Here is a 17,166-nt window from a genome sequence, read left to right as displayed (position 1 = left end):
GAAGGCCGGCTAATCAGTCATAGACAAAAAGAGTCAAATCACTAGCAAAAAACTCAACTAGCAAAAAATGTGTCGGCAACCATTCAGACGGAAGAATGAACAATCACCGACGAAAAATACTCACACCACACACAAACCAACCAAACCCCAAGAGGCGGTTGATCATTCGCGGATGTGAAGTACCAAAAAATTTTGGCACTGACATTCATCGACACACTGTTGAGTTCTCAAAGAACACGCACACACCATCACTTCAACCAGGTTGAAAGCTCCGGGGCAAGGGTTACAATCTTAGCTTGTTCGCTCCAGGGAAGCAAGTTCCCGCTGAGCGTGATTGTCTCCGACTTCGTCCAACCGCGTTTCCCCGGCCTGTCGGTCGGGGTTGGTGTCCGTGTCGCTCTGACTTGGACAAAGTTACGCGAATGAAAACTGAGCGTCAAACGTGCAGGTCGCAGATGTTCGACAGGTTAAATCCGCTGGTAGCCCGCCCGGAGGCGGGCCACCAGCGGCCACAGGAGCCCCACAAGACAACTGTGACCCCACACACGTCAGTTTGGAAGGATTCTCACGCCGGCGAAGTTGCGCTTTCCGCGCCGGACGACCAACCAGCTGCCGTGAAGCAGATCGGATGCGGTGGGCTCCCAGTCGTCGGCCGACACCTTCTGGTTGTTCACCGAAGCACCGCCCTCTTTCACGGCGCGTCGAGCGGCCCCCTTGCTCTCGCACAAGCCGCTCGTCACGAGCAGATCGATGATCGTGCGCGGCTCCCCCGGCGCCAATTCGCTGACCGATGCTTCTTTCAGCGCCGCGGCTAGCGTCGACTCGTCGAGTTCCGCCAGCTCCGCCTTGCCGAACAACGCCTGACTGGCGAGCTCGACAGCACGGGTGTTGTGTTCCCCGTGAACCAAGGTCGTCATCTCCGCGGCAAGTCGCTTCTGCGCTTCTCGCGCATGCGGCCGCTCTGCCGTTGCAGTCTCCAACTCTGCGAGTTCGTCCGCAGTCAGGAAGGTGAACCAGCGCAGGTACTTGATCACGTCGGCGTCGCCGGTGTTCACGAAGTACTGGTACCAGGCGTACGGGCTGGTCATCTCGGGGTCGAGCCACAAACTTCCGCCACCGGTCGACTTTCCGAACTTTTTGCCATCGGCCGAGGTCACCAGCGGAACCGTCATTGCATGAACGCTCTCACCGTCGACACGACGGTTGAGTTCGACGCCGGCAATGATGTTGCCCCACTGATCGGACCCGCCGACCTGCAGAGTGCAGCCGAGGTCGCGTCGCAAGTGCAGGTAGTCGTTGGCCTGGAGCAGCATGTAGCTGAACTCGGTGTACGACATCCCGTCCGACTCGAGACGACGCTTCACGGTGTCACGCGCAAGCATGACGTTCACGGAGAAGTGTTTGCCGACATCACGCAGGAAGTCGATGGCCGACATCTTGCCGGTCCAGTTCATGTTGTTCTCGATGACCGCGCTCGTCGGCGAATCGTCGAAATCCACGAATCGTTCGAGCTGACCACGGATGCGACCTGCCCAGTCCGCGACGGTATCGGCGGAGTTCATCGTCCGTTCCCCGACGTCACGGGGGTCTCCGATCAGGCCCGTTGCACCGCCGGCAAGAACGATCGGGCGGTTGCCGGCGCGCTGAAACCGCTTGAGCGCGAGGAGCGGAACCAGGTGACCTGCGTGCAGGCTCGGTCCTGTCGGGTCGAAGCCCGCATACAACGTGACCGGTCCGGCCTCGAGATCTTTACGCAAAGCGTCGAGATCGGTTGATTGGGCGATCAGCCCGCGCCAGGTCAGTTCGTCGAGAATATTCTCAGTCACGGACTCGATCATCCCATCTTCACGAAATGACCGGCGCTCGCGGGCTTCGGCGATACGCGGACACCGCTCGCGAGTCCGGAATCCACAGGCGCCACGGAACCTCCGCCGCGGTACTGACCCCCACCCGCGGTCCGCTCACCCATTCCTTCGACTCCCCCAATTCGAGCCGAATCCGAGAGGCAGGGTTGAACACGTCTGTTCCGTTGTCCGCCAACGTGATTGCGACAGAAGCACCGAGATTACCCGGCCCTCTGGCCCATTGGTGAGATGGTCGATCCGGCGATCTCCGAGCAGACACCACATCGTGACCGGCCTCGATTTCTGCCGCTCGGAGCAGAACACCACCCGCGACACCATCCGGGCCGTACGAGATGTTCATACAAAAGTGCATTCCATAGCTGCGGTAGACGTAGAGACGCCCCGCCCGCCCGAACATCACGCTGTTCCGCGGCGTTCTCCCCCGATACGAATGTGCTGCCGGATCCGGCCATGGCCCGTCCTTCTCCCCTCCGTACGCCTCGACCTCGACGATCCTCAGCGAGATGTCGTCGACGGTCAGGGTCGAGCCGAGAATTGTCAGGCCCGCTTCCAACGGGTTCTCCACATTTTCCAAGGTCTCGATGCTCACCCTTCGATTGTGCCCACGCCGTTGACTCATCGGTCGGCCGAGTCGCATAATTCAACAAGTGATGAATTATTGAAACGAGGCGAACCGTGACCACAACGCCGGCAATAGATATCCGCGGACTACGAGTCATTCGCGGCAAGCACGAAGTTCTTCACTCGCTTGACCTGCAGGTATCAGCAGGATCGATCACCGGACTGCTCGGCCCGTCCGGCTGCGGCAAGACAACCCTGATGCGCGCGATTGTCGGAACACAGATCGTCGAAAGTGGTGAGGTCAGAGTGCTGGGCGATCTCGCCGGTTCCGTTGCTCTTCGCCACCGGGTCGGATATGTCACCCAATCCCCCAGCGTGTACGGCGACCTGACGGTCACTCGAAACGTCCAGTACTTCGGCGCTCTTTACGGCAAGTCCGACGCCGACGTCGCAGCAGCGGTCGACGCCGTCGGATTGAGCCGATACGCCGACCAGACCGCCGCCGATCTGTCTGGTGGTCAACGCGGGCGAGTCTCGCTGGCTTGCGCGTTGGTGGCGTCACCTGATGTGTTGATCCTCGACGAACCGACCGTCGGCCTCGATCCGGTGCTTCGCGTCGAATTGTGGGAACGATTCGCTGACCTTGCTCGCAGCGGAACCACCCTGTTGGTCTCCAGCCACGTCATGGATGAGGCCGACCACTGCGCTGAGCTGATCCTGATGCGAGACGGGCACCTCCTCGCTCAACTCACACCCGATGAATTGCGCGCCAAAACCAGATGTGAACGGCTCGAGGACGCCTTTCTCGAGCTGATTCGGACTTCACCCGTCGGAGGCGAAATATCGTGAGCATCAGGATCTTCGGTGCTACGACCGTACGCATTCTGCTTCAGCTCCGCCAAGATCACCGCACGGTGGCCATGATCTTGTTGGTCCCGTCGTTACTGATGATTCTGCTCTATTTCCTCTACCAAGACGTCCCGACGCCACCCGGCCAGGTTTCGCTCTTCCAACGAGTGGCGATCACGATGTTGGGAATCTTGCCGTTTGTCGTCATGTTCCTGGTCACGTCCATCGCGATGCAACGCGAACGCAGTTCAGGAACCCTCGAACGCCTGCTCACCACACCGATGGGCAAACTCGACCTTCTCGCCGGATACGGGGCGGCATTTTCGCTCTCCGCCGCCGCTCAGGCAGCCCTCGCGTGCGCGGTTGCTTTCGGATTCCTGGGACTCACCATCGCCGGCAGTCTTGCCTGGGTCATCGTCATTGCAGTTCTCGGCGCAATACTGGGCGTTGCGCTAGGCCTGTTGGCCAGCGCATTCGCGAAGACTGAGTTCCAAGCGGTGCAATTCATGCCGGTAGTTGTGGTTCCACAGCTCTTCCTCTGCGGACTCCTGGTACCGCGCGACCAATTGCCGACCTGGCTCGAATGGATCAGCAACGTCCTCCCCTTGAGCTACGCCGTCGACGCACTTCAGCAAGTGTCGATTCATGCCGACGCGACGGGTCAGATGTGGCGTGATCTCGCCGTCATGGCGGGCTTCGCCGCCGCCGCGCTATCGCTGGCCGCGGCCACACTCGATCGCCGCACTCCATGACCGACGACAGCACCGCGCCGACGCCGACTCGTTCGGGGCGACGACCGGGCAAGTCGGAGACTCGCGCGCAGATTCTCGATTCGGCGCGACGGGCGTTCTCCCAGAACGGTTTTCGACGAACAACCGTTCGATCGATAGCTGCGGCCGCTGACGTCGATCCGGCTATGATTCATCACCATTTCGGGAGCAAGGAGCAGTTGTTCACCGCTGCGATCGCGCTACCGATCGATCCAGCAAAGGTACTGGGACCGGTTCACACCTCCCCGACCGAAAACCTCGGCGAAAGCCTTCTCCGGGCGGTGATCGGGCTATGGGATTCGGAACACCAGCCGGCGATTCTGGCGGCTTTTCGATCAGCCATTTCCGGCGACGGATCGCAGTTGATCCAGAGCTTTCTGCTCGATGTCGTATTGCGCGACATCATTCCGCGGGTGGACACACCACCTGGTACCGGCTTGATCAGAGCGGAATTGGTGGCATCTCAGATGGCCGGACTGCTTGTCACGCGATATGTGCTCGGACTCGAACCACTCGCATCATTGAGCGTCGACGCTTTGGTACCGCTGGTGGCTCCGAACCTCCAGCGGTACCTGACCGGTGAGTTGCCGATCTAGCCTTCAGCCCGTGCGAGCAACTTTTCGTGCTCGTCGTCCGCTACATCGCGTGCCTCGTCGATCAACAGAACGGGAATGCCGTTCTCGATCGGGTAGGCACGACGCAGGCGCGGGTTGTAGAGCAACTCGTCCCCGACCAGCAACAGCGGGCCTTTGTCCTGGGGGCAGGCCAAAATGCTGAGCAACGTCGAATCAATAGCCACGTGTGTCCTCTCGAACCGATCAAACAGAATGTCCTCAGGCTACCGTGCTCCGGTGCTCACCCTCGTCGGCATCAACTGCGCGGCAATTGCCTTGGTCAGCCGCTTGTACGACTGCGACTCGGAATCGAGGAACCAGGTCCGTGGCCCCGGCGCCGGCAATCCGGCCGCAGCCAACGCAGTGGAGCTCGGACGGTACGACGAACCCACCGGGATCTCGTCAACCACGTGCACGATATCCGGACGAGCGTCGAAAGCGATGCGCGAGAGGGCCTCTGCAAGCTCGGCAGAACGGAACTGCCGCCCCGGACGCCATGTCACGGCAGCGACCGCGAGCTGATGCGGCGCGTCACCGACTCCGTATGCGACGGCAAGATCCACCCGCGCCACACTCGACAACGCGTCGACGATCGGCTGGGTGAACACGGGACCGCGGACCGTGGAAATGACCGTGTTCTTGTGGTCGATCAGCCAGTAGTCGCCGTCGGCGTCCCGGCGGAAGAGATTTTCGGTGGGAATCCACGAATCGCCGGCTTGGAAGAGACCTCGCATGGCTCCGCCCGAGAGATCGGCGGTGAATCCCGCGCGCCCGAGCAGCAATCCGACCTCGTCTTCGGCGCACTCACGGACAAATCCGTTTCCGTTCTCGAGGAGCCGACCACTCAGCGGGTCGTATGCCGCCAACCGCACCTGCGCGCTACCCGGCAGTGGGCGCCCCTTGGAACCAACTTTGGAGCCTGCAACATTGGCAAGAATCACGTCGCCTTCGGTCGACGCATAGAACTCGAGTACCTGCGCGGGGTCGAACGCCTCCGTTGTCCGCTTCCACAGACCATGGGGCATGCCCGAACCGATGAACAGGCGGACCGGATGACTACCGTCGATGAGAAGAAGATCCTCGTCGAGTATCTCGCGCATCATCGACCACGTGTAACTCACGACCGTCACGCCGTAGCGGTGGATTTCCTCGACGAACCTCGCGGGGTTCAGTCCACGTGAGAGCGCAATGCGTGAGCCACCGGCCATGGCACCACCGATGGTCGCGAGCAGACTCGACGAATGATGAAGTGGCGCAAGGCAGTACACGGTGTCACCGCGATCGAGATCTGCCGCCGTGGCCGTGCCGAAGGCCGACAATGCCCACCGGTAGTTGGTGATCTGCTTGGCTTCGAGCACACCGCCGGATTCCGCAAAGATGATGAAGGCGAGTTCGCGGGCGACACCGGGATCCGGTCGGTACCACCCGGGCAGATTGACCTTCGTCGGATCGATTTGTTCGAGATCGATCACGTCGTGTGACGGATCCACCTCGAGGCCACGGGCATCGCCGCCGCCGAGCACCAGTACCGGCCGACCGGTAACCACTGCAGCATCGACGTTTTCCGGATCGGTGATGATCCGATCGACCGACCCCAGCTTGACCGCCGCCGTGATGTCGGAGCCTGGCGGAAGCATGACCGCGACGGCACCAAGTCGCGACAGGGCCGCGATGGCCGCGAGTGCGCTGGGGCGGGTCTCCATCAGGACACCGACATGCGCTGCCGGACGCACTCCCACGGAGATCAATCCACGCACGACATTGTCGATACGCGCGTTGACCGCTTCATACGTGTGCACGCGATTGTCGAAAAGGAAGCACTCGCCGTTCGGCGCCTTTCGACGCTGCTCCGCCAGCAACTGGCTCAGCGAGATCTTGGTGTGCGGCTGAATCTGGTTGAGTCGAGCCAGACGTGGCAACGCTCGTGCCGCTTCTCCCGACAATTCGAAAGTGCCGCGCAACGCACCGGCGGCAAGGTCACTGATTCCCTTGGTGACTCCTGCACCTACTTCAGCGACCGAGGCGACGGTGTGGATGATCCGATTGCTGATCGACACACCGGTCTGGTCTTCGAGGTCGGCGCCGTAGACCATGTTCGCGATACGGTCCGGGAGGGGTCCACCCGTCTCGGTCCACTGCACGAATTCACCGGTGGTCGGCCAGGTGTGATTGGCCGCGGTGGAACCGACAACCAAACCGAAATGACCTGCACGCAAGGTAGATTCGTAGACCTTCGCCCGCGGAGCGGCTTGACTGATGCCTCGAACCGCTTGCGGCTGGCCGATGTCGTCGACCTCGCCGACGAATGCCAGGATGGGGCAGGTGATCTCGGCGAGCGAGACCAATTGATCCTTGATGACGAACCCACCGGTCATCATTCGGTTGTGCACGATGAACTGCTTGAGCAGTTCGGCTACCGCGGGCCCCGACCACGCGACCCAACCCTCGGTCGCGAGGAAGCGTCGTTGCTGCTCCCGCGGAAGCAACGCCTCCCGGTCGTGCAGTTGAAGCAGAAAGTCGACGCGCATCTTCAGCGTCTTCACGGGATCGAGCAACTGGAACCCGGTACGGGCCATCCACCCGGTGACCGCCAGGCGATTGAAGACGTGATCGGCGAGGAAATCTGCACCCTTGGTTGCCAATCCCGCCGGGATGCCGAAGGGTAGCGCGGCGAGTGTGTCGACCGGACTGCCGAAGGTGATGACGCTGGCGATGTTTCGACTACGCCGATACGCGGCAGCCTGATAGGCGAACATGCCACCCTGCGAATAACCGGAGATGTGAACATCTTTTCCGGTGTGACGGTGGATGTGATCGACGATGTCGCTGAGAGCGATGATGTGATCGGCGAGATTGCGATCCCAACCGCCCTCTTCGGAGTCGGGCGAACCGAAATCGACGACCCAGGGATCAAGGCCCATCTCATGCAGAATTCCCACAGCGCCCTGGTCACGGGTCACGTCGTACACGTTCGCCGACATCATCATCGGCGGGATCAGCAAGATCGGTGCGCCGACGGTTTCCGGGTCACTGTCCGGGAAGTAGCGCCGTAGCCGATACATCGCTGCGCGTTCGACGATCTCGAACGGCGACGTGGTCGCATCCGTTTCCAGCCCACCCAACCGGACGACCTCGAGGCCGTTTTGTGCTGTCGCAACCACCCGACGAATCGGGCCCAGCACAGACTTGGAATTCAATCCCACCATTTCACTCCCAAGTTACTCACCATGTGACGTCAGTCTCATTTTTCCCGCGCGCGACAAGCCTACTGACGACGAATACGCGTACGCGGTCAGGGAGCAAATTCTGCTACCTGACCGCGTACGACCGAAGGACTACTGCCGAAAAGAGAGCGACAACACTCGTGACCGCGAGGTCACAGGGTCCATTCCCGCAGTGACTGCGCCACTGCTTTGACTCCGTCCAGCTGCTCGGCAACCCGCACCCCCGCGGTGCCGCCTCGCGCGTTGCGCGAAGCGATGGAACCCTCGACTGTCAGCACCTCACGAACAGCGGGTGTCAGCGCGCTGTCGACGCCGGCCAGTTCCTCGTCCGTGAGATCTTCGAGTCCGACGCCTCGCGCTTCGGCGACACGCACACACGCTCCAGCAGCCTCGTGTGCAACCCGGAACGGCACGCCCTGACGCACCATCCACTCCGCGATGTCGGTGGCCAACGTGAACCCGGCCGGAGCTAGTTCCGCCATGCGTTCGGTGTGGAACTCGAGCGTCTGCACCAGACCGGTGATGGCCGGGAGCAGCATCTCGAGCTGCGCAACCGAGTCGAAAACCGGTTCCTTGTCCTCTTGCAGATCGCGGTTGTACGCCAGCGGCTGAGCCTTGAGCGTCGCCAACAATCCGGTCAGGTTGCCGATCAAACGACCCGACTTACCGCGCGTGAGTTCCGAGACATCCGGATTCTTCTTCTGCGGCATGATCGACGATCCCGTCGACCACGCGTCGGCAAGCGTGATGTAGCCGAACTCCGGTGTGCTCCAGATGATGATCTCTTCCGCCATACGGGAGAGATCGACACCGATCATTGCGAGCACGAACGCTGCCTCGGCTGCGAAATCACGCGAAGCCGTTGCGTCGATCGAGTTCTCGGCCGAGCTGTCGAACTTCAGTTCCGCCGCAATCGCTTCGGGATCGAGTCCGAGTGAGGAACCGGCCAGTGCACCGGAACCGTACGGGGACACCGCAGCTCGCACGTCGAAGTCGCGAAGGCGCTGCACGTCCCGCAACAGTGGATGTGCGTGAGCGAGCAGGTGATGCGCCAACAGGACCGGCTGAGCCGCCTGCAGGTGCGTCTTGCCCGGCATCACGGCATCCGGATGCGCCCCGGCCTGAGTCGCCAATGCGTCGACCACGTCGAGAACTCCGGTGGAGATGCGGCGGACCGCATCCCGAAGCCACATGCGGAACAGCGTGGCCACCTGGTCGTTACGTGAACGACCGGCACGCAGGCGTCCACCGACCTCAGGCCCGACGCGCTCGATCAGACCACGCTCGAGTGCGCCGTGTACGTCCTCGTCCGAATCACTGGGTCCGAAGGCGCCACTGGCGACATCTGCCGCCAGACGGTCGAGACCGTCGAGCATCGTCGCGAGGTCGGCTTCGCTGAGCAGACCGGCCTTGTTCAGCACACGCGCATGCGCCTGCGACGCCCGCACGTCGTACGGAGCGAGGACCCAGTCGAAGTGAGTCGACTTGCTCAGCGCCGCCATGGCAGCGGCCGGTCCGGACTCGAACCGCCCGCCCCACAGCGCACCTTCGTTGGTGCCGTGTTTTTGGGCGTCTCCGTCACCGCGAGCCGTCATGGCTCAGAGTCCCAGATCGCGCTTCGCGGCGACCTTCGACGACAGACCGTGGATCTCGACGAAGCCCTTCGATGCGGACTGGTCGAAGCTGTCGCCCTCGTCGTACGTCGCGAGGTTGAAGTCGTAGAGCGACTCGGGGCTACGACGACCGTTGACGGTGATGGCTCCACCGTGCAGGAAGAGACGGATGTCGCCGGTGACGCGCTCCTGCGTCTTGTCGACGAACGTGTCCAGTGCGTCCTTGAGGGGCGAGAACCAGAGGCCGTCGTAGACCAGCTCGGACCAACGCTGCTCCATCTGACGCTTGTAGCGACCGAGTTCGCGTTCGAGGGTGACGTGTTCGAGTTCCTGGTGCGCGGTGATGAGAACCATGGCGCCGGGAGCTTCGTAGATCTCACGGCTCTTGATGCCCACGAGACGGTCCTCGACGACGTCGAGACGGCCGACGCCCTGAGCGCCTGCGCGCTTGTTCAGTTCCTGAATGGCTTCGAGAACCGACACCGGGCGGCCGTCGATGGCGACCGGGCGGCCCTTGTCGAAGCTGATGATGAGCTCGTCGGGTGCGTTCCAGTTGACCGTCGGGTCCTGGGTGTAGTCGTAGACGTCCTTCGTCGGCGCGTTCCACAGATCCTCGAGGAATCCGGTCTCGACGGCGCGGCCCCAGACGTTCTGGTCGATCGAGAACGGCGACTTCTTGGAGACGTTGATCGGGATGTTGTTCTCTTCGGCGAAGGCGATGGCCTTCTCGCGGGTCCAGGCGTAGTCGCGGACCGGTGCGATGACCTGAAGGTCGGGTGCGAGGGCGCCGAATCCGACCTCGAAGCGAACCTGGTCGTTGCCCTTACCGGTGCAACCGTGCGAGACGATGGTGCCGCCGTGCGAGCGTGCAGCTTCGACGATGTGCTTGACGATCAGCGGACGGCTGATGGCCGAGACCAGCGGGTAGCGGTCCATGTACAGGGCGTTGGCCGCGATGGTCGGCAGGCAGTATTCGTCCGCGAACTCGTCGCGGGCGTCGACGACAACGGATTCGACTGCGCCGCAGTCGATCGCGCGCTGACGCACGACCTCCATGTCCTCGCCACCCTGCCCCAGATCGATGGCGACGGCGACAACTTCAGCGCCCGTCTCCTTACCGATCCAACTGATGGCAACAGAAGTGTCCAGCCCGCCCGAGTAGGCGAGTACGACGCGATCGGCCATGGTTTTTGTGCTCCTTCGGTTGAAAATCTCTATCAAAGAATAAGGGGTCAGGCGAGCGATTCGATCATGGCCGCGAGTTCCGCTCCGGAAAGCGGTTCTCGGGCCACCACGAAGATGGTGTCATCTCCGGCGATCGTTCCCACGATGTCGGGCATCGAGGACCGATCCAGTGCGCTCGCGAGGTAGTGCGCGGCTCCCGGCGGTGTCCGGAGAATCGCCATGTTGCCGCTGAAATCGGTGGAGACCAACAGCTCACCCAACAGCCGTGAGAGACGGTCGGTACCGCCGGACACACCGCGTACCGGGTTCCCGTCCTCCGGCACCACGTAAACACCGGCGCCGCCGTCGGCGGCACGCAGTTTCACCGCTCCCAGCTCTTCGAGGTCACGCGAGAGCGTCGCCTGCGTTGCTTCGATGCCCTCGGCACCGAGCAAGGCCGCCAGCTCCGTCTGACTTCGGACAGGGTGAGCCGCCAGAAGCGCGATGATGCGCGACTGGCGACCAGCCCGAGTGGGAGCGACGCTCACGCCGGGTCCAGTTGGGTTCGCTGTTCCAGCAGCCACACGAGCAACGCCTTCTGGGCGTGCAGACGGTTCTCCGCCTCGTCCCAGACGACGCTCTGGGGTCCGTCGAGAACCTCGTCGGTGACCTCTTCGCCGCGATGGGCCGGCAGGCAGTGCAGGACGACAGCCTTCGGATCTGCTTTTGCGAGCAGTTCCTTGTTGATCTGAAACGGACGGAAAGGTCCGACTCGATCGAGCCCGTCGTTCTCCTGACCCATCGAGGTCCAGGTGTCGGTGACCAACGCGTCGGCGCCGACGACGCCGGCCTGTGGGTCCTGCGTCAGGGTGATGGTCGCGCCGGTTTCCTCGGCGCGTTTGCGTGCTGCTGCCACGACCCAGTCCGCCGGTTCGAAGCCCGCGGGGCTGGCAATGGTGACGTCGATGCCTGCGGTGACTCCGCCGAGCATCAGCGAGTGAGCCATGTTGTTGGCGCCGTCGCCCAGGTAGGTCAGCTTCAGTCCCTTGAGCTCACCCTTCTGCTCGATCAGCGTTTGCAGATCGGCCAGAACCTGACAGGGATGAAATTCGTCGGACAATGCATTGACGATGGGAATCGTTGCGCCCGTAGCCATTTGCTCCAGGCGCTTCTGGCCGAACGTGCGCCACACGACGGCGTCGACGTAGCGGGAGAGAACGCGTCCGGTGTCCGCCAAGGTCTCTTCACGACCGAGTTGAGTGCTGCGCCCGTCGACGACGACAGCGTGACCGCCCATCTGTGCGATGCCCATCTCGAACGAGAAACGTGTACGCGTCGAGTTCTTCTCGAAGATGACACCGACTCCGCGGGGACCCTCGAGCGGACGCCGAGCGAACGGGTCCTTCTTGAGAATCGCAGCGAGTTCCAGAACTTCGGCCTGCTGCGCAGGAGTCAGATCGTCGTCCCTGAGAAAGTGTTTCACCACGGTAGTCACTTCTCCCCCGGCTGGTCAGCCGATAGTGCACTGTCGAAGATGGCAGGTAGTGCTGCCACGAAGGTTTCGGCCTGCTCGTCCGTGAGGATGAGCGGCGGCGCCAACCGGATCACTCCGGGTTGCGCTGCATTCACAAGGTACCCGGCTTCGCGCGCTGCGTTTTCCACCGCCGGCGCGACGTCCTCGGTCAGCACGACACCCAGCAACAGTCCTGATCCCCGTACGTAGTCGACCAACGGATGGCCCAGATCTTCGATGCCCGCCGAGATCGACTTACCCAAGCTGTCGGCGCGTGAGATCAGGTCTTCCGCTGCAATGGTTTTCAGCACGGCAAGTGCCGCCGCAGCACACACCGGATTGCCACCGAACGTCGTACCGTGCTTACCCGGTCCGAACAACTCGGCCGTTGCCCCGGTCGCGATGCAGGCGCCGATCGGCATTCCGCCACCGAGTCCCTTCGCAAGAGTGATGACGTCCGGAACGATGCCGACTGCCTGATGGGCGTAGAACCAGCCGGTCCGGCCGATGCCGGTCTGCACTTCGTCGAGCACGAGAAGTGCACCGCGCTCGGCGGTGATCCGCCGAGCCTCGACGAGGTATCCCTCGGGTGGCACCACGACGCCGCCCTCACCCATGATCGGTTCGAGGAACACAGCGGCGGTGTCGGAATCGACGGCCTGCTCGAGTGCCTCGACGTCGCCGTACGGCACGAACTCGACACCGGCGGGCATCGGTTCGAACGGCGCCCGCTTGGCCGGCTGACCCGTCAGAGCGAGTGCCCCCATCGTGCGACCGTGGAAGGAGCCTTCGGCTGCGATGATCTTCTTCCGGGCGGTGGCGCGAGCGAGCTTGAAGGCAGCCTCGTTCGCCTCGGTACCGGAGTTGCAGAAGAACGCGCGCCCGGTGACGTTGCCGAGATGAGCGAGCAACTGCTCCGCCAACTCGACGACCGGCTCGCTGGCGTACAGGTTGGAAACATGGCCGAGTGTCGACAACTGAGTAGTGACGGCTTCGACGACGGCCGGATGTCCGTGTCCGAGGATGTTGACGGCGATTCCTGCCAGGAAGTCGACGTACTGCTTGCCGTCGGCGTCGGTGAGTACGGCGCCGTCACCGCGGACGAGAGCAACCCGGGGTACGCCGTAATTGTTCATCAGCGAAGCGGACCACCGCTGCTGCAGATCGATCGTGCTCATGAGATAGCTCCCTGCTGGGGACCGGCGACCGAGGAACCCGGCACGACCATCGTGCCGATTCCTTCACCGGTGAAAAGTTCGAGTAGGACTGAATGTTCGAGCCGACCGTCGATCACGTGCGCCGACGGCACACCTCCGCGCACCGCGCGAAGGCAGGCCTCCATCTTGGGCACCATGCCGGCGTCGAGACTCGGCAACAACTGGGCCAGGGCGTCGGTGTCGATTTCGGTGGCCAGTGAGGCTCGGTCCGGCCAATCGGTGTACAGGCCCTCGACGTCGGTGAGGACAACGAGCTTCTCGGCACCGATCGCCTCGGCCAGTGCTGCAGCAGCGGTATCGGCGTTGATGTTGTGGACGACACCGTCGGCGTCGGGTGCGATGGTCGAGACGACCGGAATACGTCCTGCCGCAATGAGATCGAGTACCGCGTCTGGGTTCACGGTGGTGACGTCCCCGACCAGCCCGATGTCGGTCTGCTCCCCCTCGACCGCAACAGTGCGTCGAGTAGCGGTGAACAGGTGCGCATCTTCACCGGAGATACCGACCGCGTAAGGACCGTGCGCGTTGATCAAGCCGACGAGTTCACGGCCGACCTGACCGAAAAGCACCATCCGCACGACGTCCATCACCTCGGGCGTCGTCACACGGAAACCACCGCGGAACTCACCCTTCATGCCAAGGCGTGCCAGCATCGCGTTGATCTGCGGGCCACCGCCGTGCACGACGACGGGATGGATGCCGACAGTCCGCAGGAACGCCATGTCGGCGGCAAATGCCGTTTTGAGCGTCTCGTCGATCATGGCGTTTCCGCCGTACTTGACCACGACCACCTTGTCGCGGAATCGCTGCAGCCACGGCAGCGCGTCGGCAAGGACATGCGCTTTCTGATGCTCGCTGATCACGGGATACGTCTCGGTCATGACGAATACGCCGAGTTCTCTTCGACGTAAGCATGCGAGAGGTCCGTGGTGCGAATGCTCACGGACTCGTTGCCGATTCCCAGATCGATGTCGAGTTCGATGTCGATCCCACTCAGGTCCACCTCACGCGCCCCCGGAGCACCGACGCCGTCGATGCAGACGGGACTCCCGTTGAAGGACACACTGATTCGATCGGGATCGAGCTCGATGGGAGCGATACCCACTGCGGCGAGAACGCGACCCCAATTGGGATCGGAACCGAAAAGCGCTGTCTTGACCAGGCTGTCGCGGGCGATGGTCCGGGCGCCGATCAACGCATCGGACTCGGACGCCGCGCCGCGAACCGTCACCTTGACCCGCTTGGTGACACCCTCGGCGTCTGCCATCAACTGATCCGCGAGGTCATCACACACGGCCAGCACTGCGGCGTTCAGTTCGTCCTGCGTCGGCGTGACACCGCTGGCGCCGGAGGCCAACAGGAGCACTGTGTCGTTGGTGGACGTGGCGCCGTCGACGTCGAGGCGATCGAAGCTCAGGTGGGTGGCGGCGCGCAGAGCAATATCGAGCTGCTCGGCCGTTGCGACAGCATCGGTCGTGACGACGCACAGCATCGTGGCCAGCGCAGGCGCGAGCATGCCTGCGCCCTTGGCCATTCCGCCGACGTTCCATTTGTTCGCGTGGTGCAGCGACGCCTGCTTCGGCACGGTATCGGTGGTCATGATCGCGTATGCCGCGTCGGTGCCGCCGGAGATTCCGCCGGCCAGTTCGTGCACTACCTCGGTGACACCGGGGATCAGCTTGTCCATGGGCAAGCGGTCACCGATAAGTCCGGTCGAACAGACAGCGACCTCGATCGCGCCCGTCTCGGTGCCCCAATTACTCAGTGCCGAAGCAACTTCCTCGGCAGTCTTGTGTGCATCCTGGAATCCACCCGCGCCCGTGCAGGCGTTCGCGCCGCCCGAGTTGAGCACCACCGCGCGCAGCTTGCCCGTCGTCAGGACCTGCTGAGACCAGAGCACCGGAGCTGCCTTGACCTTGTTCAGGGTGAAGACGCCGGCAGCGGCCAGATCGGGTCCCTCGTTGAGCACCAATGCGAGGTCCGACTTGCCACTCTTCTTGATACCGGCAGCAATTCCGGCACCGCGGAATCCGGCAGGTGCGGTGACGCCCTGCGTGCGGAGCAGACGTCCCCCGGCGACGTGAACCACGTCTGCAACGGTCGCGTCAGGCTCGGTTGCGTTGTCGATCTGCTGCGGATTGTCGGTGCTCACGGAGCTACTCCCACGGTAGAGAGACCTGCGGTCTCGGGTAGGCCAAGGGCGAGATTCATCGATTGCACCGCGCCACCGGCGGTGCCCTTGGTGAGATTGTCGATTGCCGAGATGACAACGAGCTGACCGGCGTCGGCGTCGACGGTGACCCCGATCTGTACGGCATTGGATCCGATCACGGCACCGGTCTGCGGGAAGACTCCGGCAGGCAGTACGTGGATGAACGGCTCGTCGTTGTATGCCTTTTCGTAGATTTCACGCGCTTGCTCTTCGGTGGCCGTGGTGGCTGCCGTGCAGGTCGCGAGGATGCCGCGCGGCATGGGCGCGAGGACTGGAGTGAAGGAAACACTGATGTCCTTGCCGCCTGCGGCCGAAAGATTCTGAATGATCTCAGGGGTGTGGCGGTGGACACCTCCGACACCGTACGCACGGACGGAGCCCATGACCTCGGAACCCAGCAGATCGGCCTTCGGCGCCCGGCCGGCGCCCGAAGTGCCACTGACCGCAACCACGTTCACGTGCGACTCCACGATCCCCGCGGCAACGGCGGGGGCCAGCGCGAGGCTCGCAGCCGTCGGGTAGCAGCCCGGAACGGCAATGCGGGTTGCGCCTACCAATTTCTCACGGGCACCGGGCAATTCAGGAAGACCGTATGGCCAGGTACCGGCATGAGTGCTCTTGTAGTACTTCTCCCAGGCTGCGGAATCCTGCAGCCGGAAGTCCGCGCCGCAGTCGATGATGACCGTCGATTCGGGTAGCAACTTGGCATACTGAGCCGAATTTCCGTGCGGGAGACCGAGGAAGACGACGTCGTGACCCGAGAGGATTTCGACAGTGGTCTCTTCGAGTACCCGCGACGAGAGTGGGAGCAAGTGCGGATGATGCTCACCGAGCGTCGAACCGGCGTTGCCACCGGCGGTCAGCGAACCGATCACCAGACTGCCGTCGACATAGGAGGGGTGCCCGAGGAGCAGACGCAGAACCTCACCACCGGCGTACCCACTGGCGCCGGCAACGGCGACTCTGATCGGCTTGCGTGCGTTCTCGGTCGTACCACCTTCAGTCATGTCACACAGTATGCATCATTGTGCATCGGAATGCATAATTACTTACCCATGGATCGCCGGATCTCCTCGAGCTTGGCCTTTGCGGCCTTCTGGCGCTCGTCCCACTGCTCGTCGACGGACTTTCCGGCAGGACTCTCGTGCGCCAATTCGGCCGAACCTATGGAAGTACCGAAGCGCCCCTCTATCTTCTCCCGAACACGGTCGAAAGTGGGGACTCCCCCTTCGGTGTAGTCGGGTTCGGGAATTCTCGGGTCGGTCGCAAGTACCACCGGGACGTCGATAATCTCGTCGACCTCCACAACGGTGTCGGGCAGTTCGACTTCTTCGGCGTCCGTGATCGTGTTGTCGTCCTCTACACGGTGCGGCTCGAGGCTCGCGGCAGCGGTGTCCACCACGGAAAGAAGGACCGACAAGCTCGGACGACGCTCGACCACTGCGCGGACGACCGCGAGGAAGTCCTTGTCGTCGAGTGCACTGGCGGCCTCGACTACCTGGTGCACGGACCCATCGTGCTCGGACCCATCATGTTCGGGCCCATCATTTCGTGACACTGTCAG

Annotated in this window: 16 protein-coding genes; 3 read left to right on the top strand and 13 right to left on the bottom strand. The window is 62.7% G+C overall.

Annotation, left to right across the window (positions count from 1 at the left end; genetic code table 11):
• Positions 1 to 548: 548 nt before the first annotated feature.
• Together tyrS and ABIE52_RS06220 are read right to left on the bottom strand one after the other, a co-directional pair.
• Entirely contained in the window at positions 549 to 1,826 is a 1,278-nt protein-coding gene (tyrS, locus tag ABIE52_RS06225) for a tyrosine--tRNA ligase (protein ID WP_007736194.1), read from the bottom strand.
• A gap of 19 nt (positions 1,827 to 1,845) precedes the next feature.
• On the bottom strand, positions 1,846 to 2,454 hold the full coding sequence (locus ABIE52_RS06220) for a DNA-3-methyladenine glycosylase (protein WP_003944023.1): 609 nt from the start codon (positions 2,452 to 2,454) through the stop codon (positions 1,846 to 1,848).
• An 86-nt stretch (positions 2,455 to 2,540) separates the two neighbouring features.
• Here ABIE52_RS06220 and ABIE52_RS06215 point away from each other — a divergent pair, with 86 nt between their 5' ends.
• The 3 genes from ABIE52_RS06215 to ABIE52_RS06205 are packed head-to-tail and all read left to right on the top strand — an operon-like array spanning position 2,541 to position 4,641.
• Entirely contained in the window at positions 2,541 to 3,275 is a 735-nt protein-coding gene (locus ABIE52_RS06215; protein WP_192712932.1) for an ABC transporter ATP-binding protein, read from the top strand.
• The gene (locus ABIE52_RS06210) at positions 3,272 to 4,027 is read left to right on the top strand and encodes an ABC transporter permease (RefSeq protein ID WP_042450499.1); all 756 of its coding nucleotides are present in this window, start codon (positions 3,272 to 3,274) and stop codon (positions 4,025 to 4,027) included. Before ABIE52_RS06215 ends, ABIE52_RS06210 begins: the two co-directional genes overlap by 4 nt.
• The gene (locus ABIE52_RS06205; RefSeq protein WP_042450497.1) at positions 4,024 to 4,641 is read left to right on the top strand and encodes a TetR/AcrR family transcriptional regulator; all 618 of its coding nucleotides are present in this window, start codon (positions 4,024 to 4,026) and stop codon (positions 4,639 to 4,641) included. The genes ABIE52_RS06210 and ABIE52_RS06205 overlap by 4 nt, the downstream gene beginning before the upstream one ends.
• On the opposite strand, the gene ABIE52_RS06200 is transcribed toward ABIE52_RS06205, so the two are convergent.
• From ABIE52_RS06200 to ABIE52_RS06150, 11 genes are all read right to left on the bottom strand, one after another.
• A complete protein-coding gene (locus ABIE52_RS06200; RefSeq protein WP_003944045.1) occupies positions 4,638 to 4,844 on the bottom strand; it encodes a Trm112 family protein in 207 nt (68 codons plus the stop codon). The genes ABIE52_RS06205 and ABIE52_RS06200 overlap by 4 nt on opposite strands.
• Positions 4,845 to 4,883: 39 nt before the next feature.
• A complete protein-coding gene (locus ABIE52_RS06195) occupies positions 4,884 to 7,865 on the bottom strand; it encodes an acyl-CoA synthetase (protein ID WP_007736206.1) in 2,982 nt (993 codons plus the stop codon).
• Positions 7,866 to 8,035: 170 nt separating this feature from the next.
• Positions 8,036 to 9,478, bottom strand: coding sequence for an argininosuccinate lyase (gene argH, locus ABIE52_RS06190; RefSeq protein ID WP_042450495.1), 1,443 nt, complete (start codon positions 9,476 to 9,478; stop codon positions 8,036 to 8,038).
• A 3-nt stretch (positions 9,479 to 9,481) separates the two neighbouring features.
• Positions 9,482 to 10,681 (bottom strand): argininosuccinate synthase, encoded by a 1,200-nt coding sequence (locus tag ABIE52_RS06185; RefSeq protein ID WP_003944066.1) that lies wholly within the window; start codon positions 10,679 to 10,681, stop codon positions 9,482 to 9,484.
• A gap of 47 nt (positions 10,682 to 10,728) precedes the next feature.
• A complete protein-coding gene (locus ABIE52_RS06180) occupies positions 10,729 to 11,208 on the bottom strand; it encodes an arginine repressor (protein ID WP_020907875.1) in 480 nt (159 codons plus the stop codon).
• The gene (argF, locus tag ABIE52_RS06175; RefSeq protein ID WP_021334039.1) at positions 11,205 to 12,155 is read right to left on the bottom strand and encodes an ornithine carbamoyltransferase; all 951 of its coding nucleotides are present in this window, start codon (positions 12,153 to 12,155) and stop codon (positions 11,205 to 11,207) included. The genes ABIE52_RS06180 and argF overlap by 4 nt, the downstream gene beginning before the upstream one ends.
• The gene (locus ABIE52_RS06170; protein ID WP_192712931.1) at positions 12,152 to 13,351 is read right to left on the bottom strand and encodes an acetylornithine transaminase; all 1,200 of its coding nucleotides are present in this window, start codon (positions 13,349 to 13,351) and stop codon (positions 12,152 to 12,154) included. Before ABIE52_RS06170 ends, argF begins: the two co-directional genes overlap by 4 nt.
• Positions 13,348 to 14,271, bottom strand: coding sequence for an acetylglutamate kinase (gene argB / locus ABIE52_RS06165; protein ID WP_007736229.1), 924 nt, complete (start codon positions 14,269 to 14,271; stop codon positions 13,348 to 13,350). The genes ABIE52_RS06170 and argB overlap by 4 nt, the downstream gene beginning before the upstream one ends.
• The gene (gene argJ, locus ABIE52_RS06160; protein ID WP_064444684.1) at positions 14,268 to 15,518 is read right to left on the bottom strand and encodes a bifunctional glutamate N-acetyltransferase/amino-acid acetyltransferase ArgJ; all 1,251 of its coding nucleotides are present in this window, start codon (positions 15,516 to 15,518) and stop codon (positions 14,268 to 14,270) included. The genes argB and argJ overlap by 4 nt, the downstream gene beginning before the upstream one ends.
• Before the next feature lie 20 nt (positions 15,519 to 15,538).
• The gene (gene argC, locus ABIE52_RS06155; RefSeq protein WP_030536727.1) at positions 15,539 to 16,609 is read right to left on the bottom strand and encodes an N-acetyl-gamma-glutamyl-phosphate reductase; all 1,071 of its coding nucleotides are present in this window, start codon (positions 16,607 to 16,609) and stop codon (positions 15,539 to 15,541) included.
• Positions 16,610 to 16,647: 38 nt separating this feature from the next.
• Positions 16,648 to 17,109: a hypothetical protein gene (locus ABIE52_RS06150; RefSeq protein ID WP_021344370.1), complete on the bottom strand. Its 462-nt coding sequence runs from the start codon at positions 17,107 to 17,109 to the stop codon at positions 16,648 to 16,650.
• Between the last annotated feature and the right edge of the window lie 57 nt (positions 17,110 to 17,166).

Origin of the sequence: Rhodococcus sp. OAS809, from assembly GCF_040546695.1 — a bacterium.
GTDB lineage: Bacteria > Actinomycetota > Actinomycetes > Mycobacteriales > Mycobacteriaceae > Rhodococcus_F > Rhodococcus_F qingshengii.
The sequence above is the reverse complement of the archived record's forward strand: the minus strand, read 5'-3'. Positions and strand labels throughout refer to the sequence as shown.

What these genes read in the sequence shown, in the direction of transcription:
- ABIE52_RS06205 (WP_042450497.1), top strand. Translation starts at nt 4,024, where the DNA reads ATGACCGACGACAGCACCGCGCCGACGCCGACTCGTTCGGGGCGACGA.
- ABIE52_RS06195 (WP_007736206.1), bottom strand. Translation starts at nt 7,865, where the DNA reads ATGGTGGGATTGAATTCCAAGTCTGTGCTGGGCCCGATTCGTCGGGTG.
- argH (WP_042450495.1), bottom strand. Translation starts at nt 9,478, where the DNA reads ATGACGGCTCGCGGTGACGGAGACGCCCAAAAACACGGCACCAACGAA.
- ABIE52_RS06185 (WP_003944066.1), bottom strand. Translation starts at nt 10,681, where the DNA reads ATGGCCGATCGCGTCGTACTCGCCTACTCGGGCGGGCTGGACACTTCT.
- ABIE52_RS06170 (WP_192712931.1), bottom strand. Translation starts at nt 13,351, where the DNA reads ATGAGCACGATCGATCTGCAGCAGCGGTGGTCCGCTTCGCTGATGAAC.
- argB (WP_007736229.1), bottom strand. Translation starts at nt 14,271, where the DNA reads ATGACCGAGACGTATCCCGTGATCAGCGAGCATCAGAAAGCGCATGTC.
- argC (WP_030536727.1), bottom strand. Translation starts at nt 16,609, where the DNA reads ATGACTGAAGGTGGTACGACCGAGAACGCACGCAAGCCGATCAGAGTC.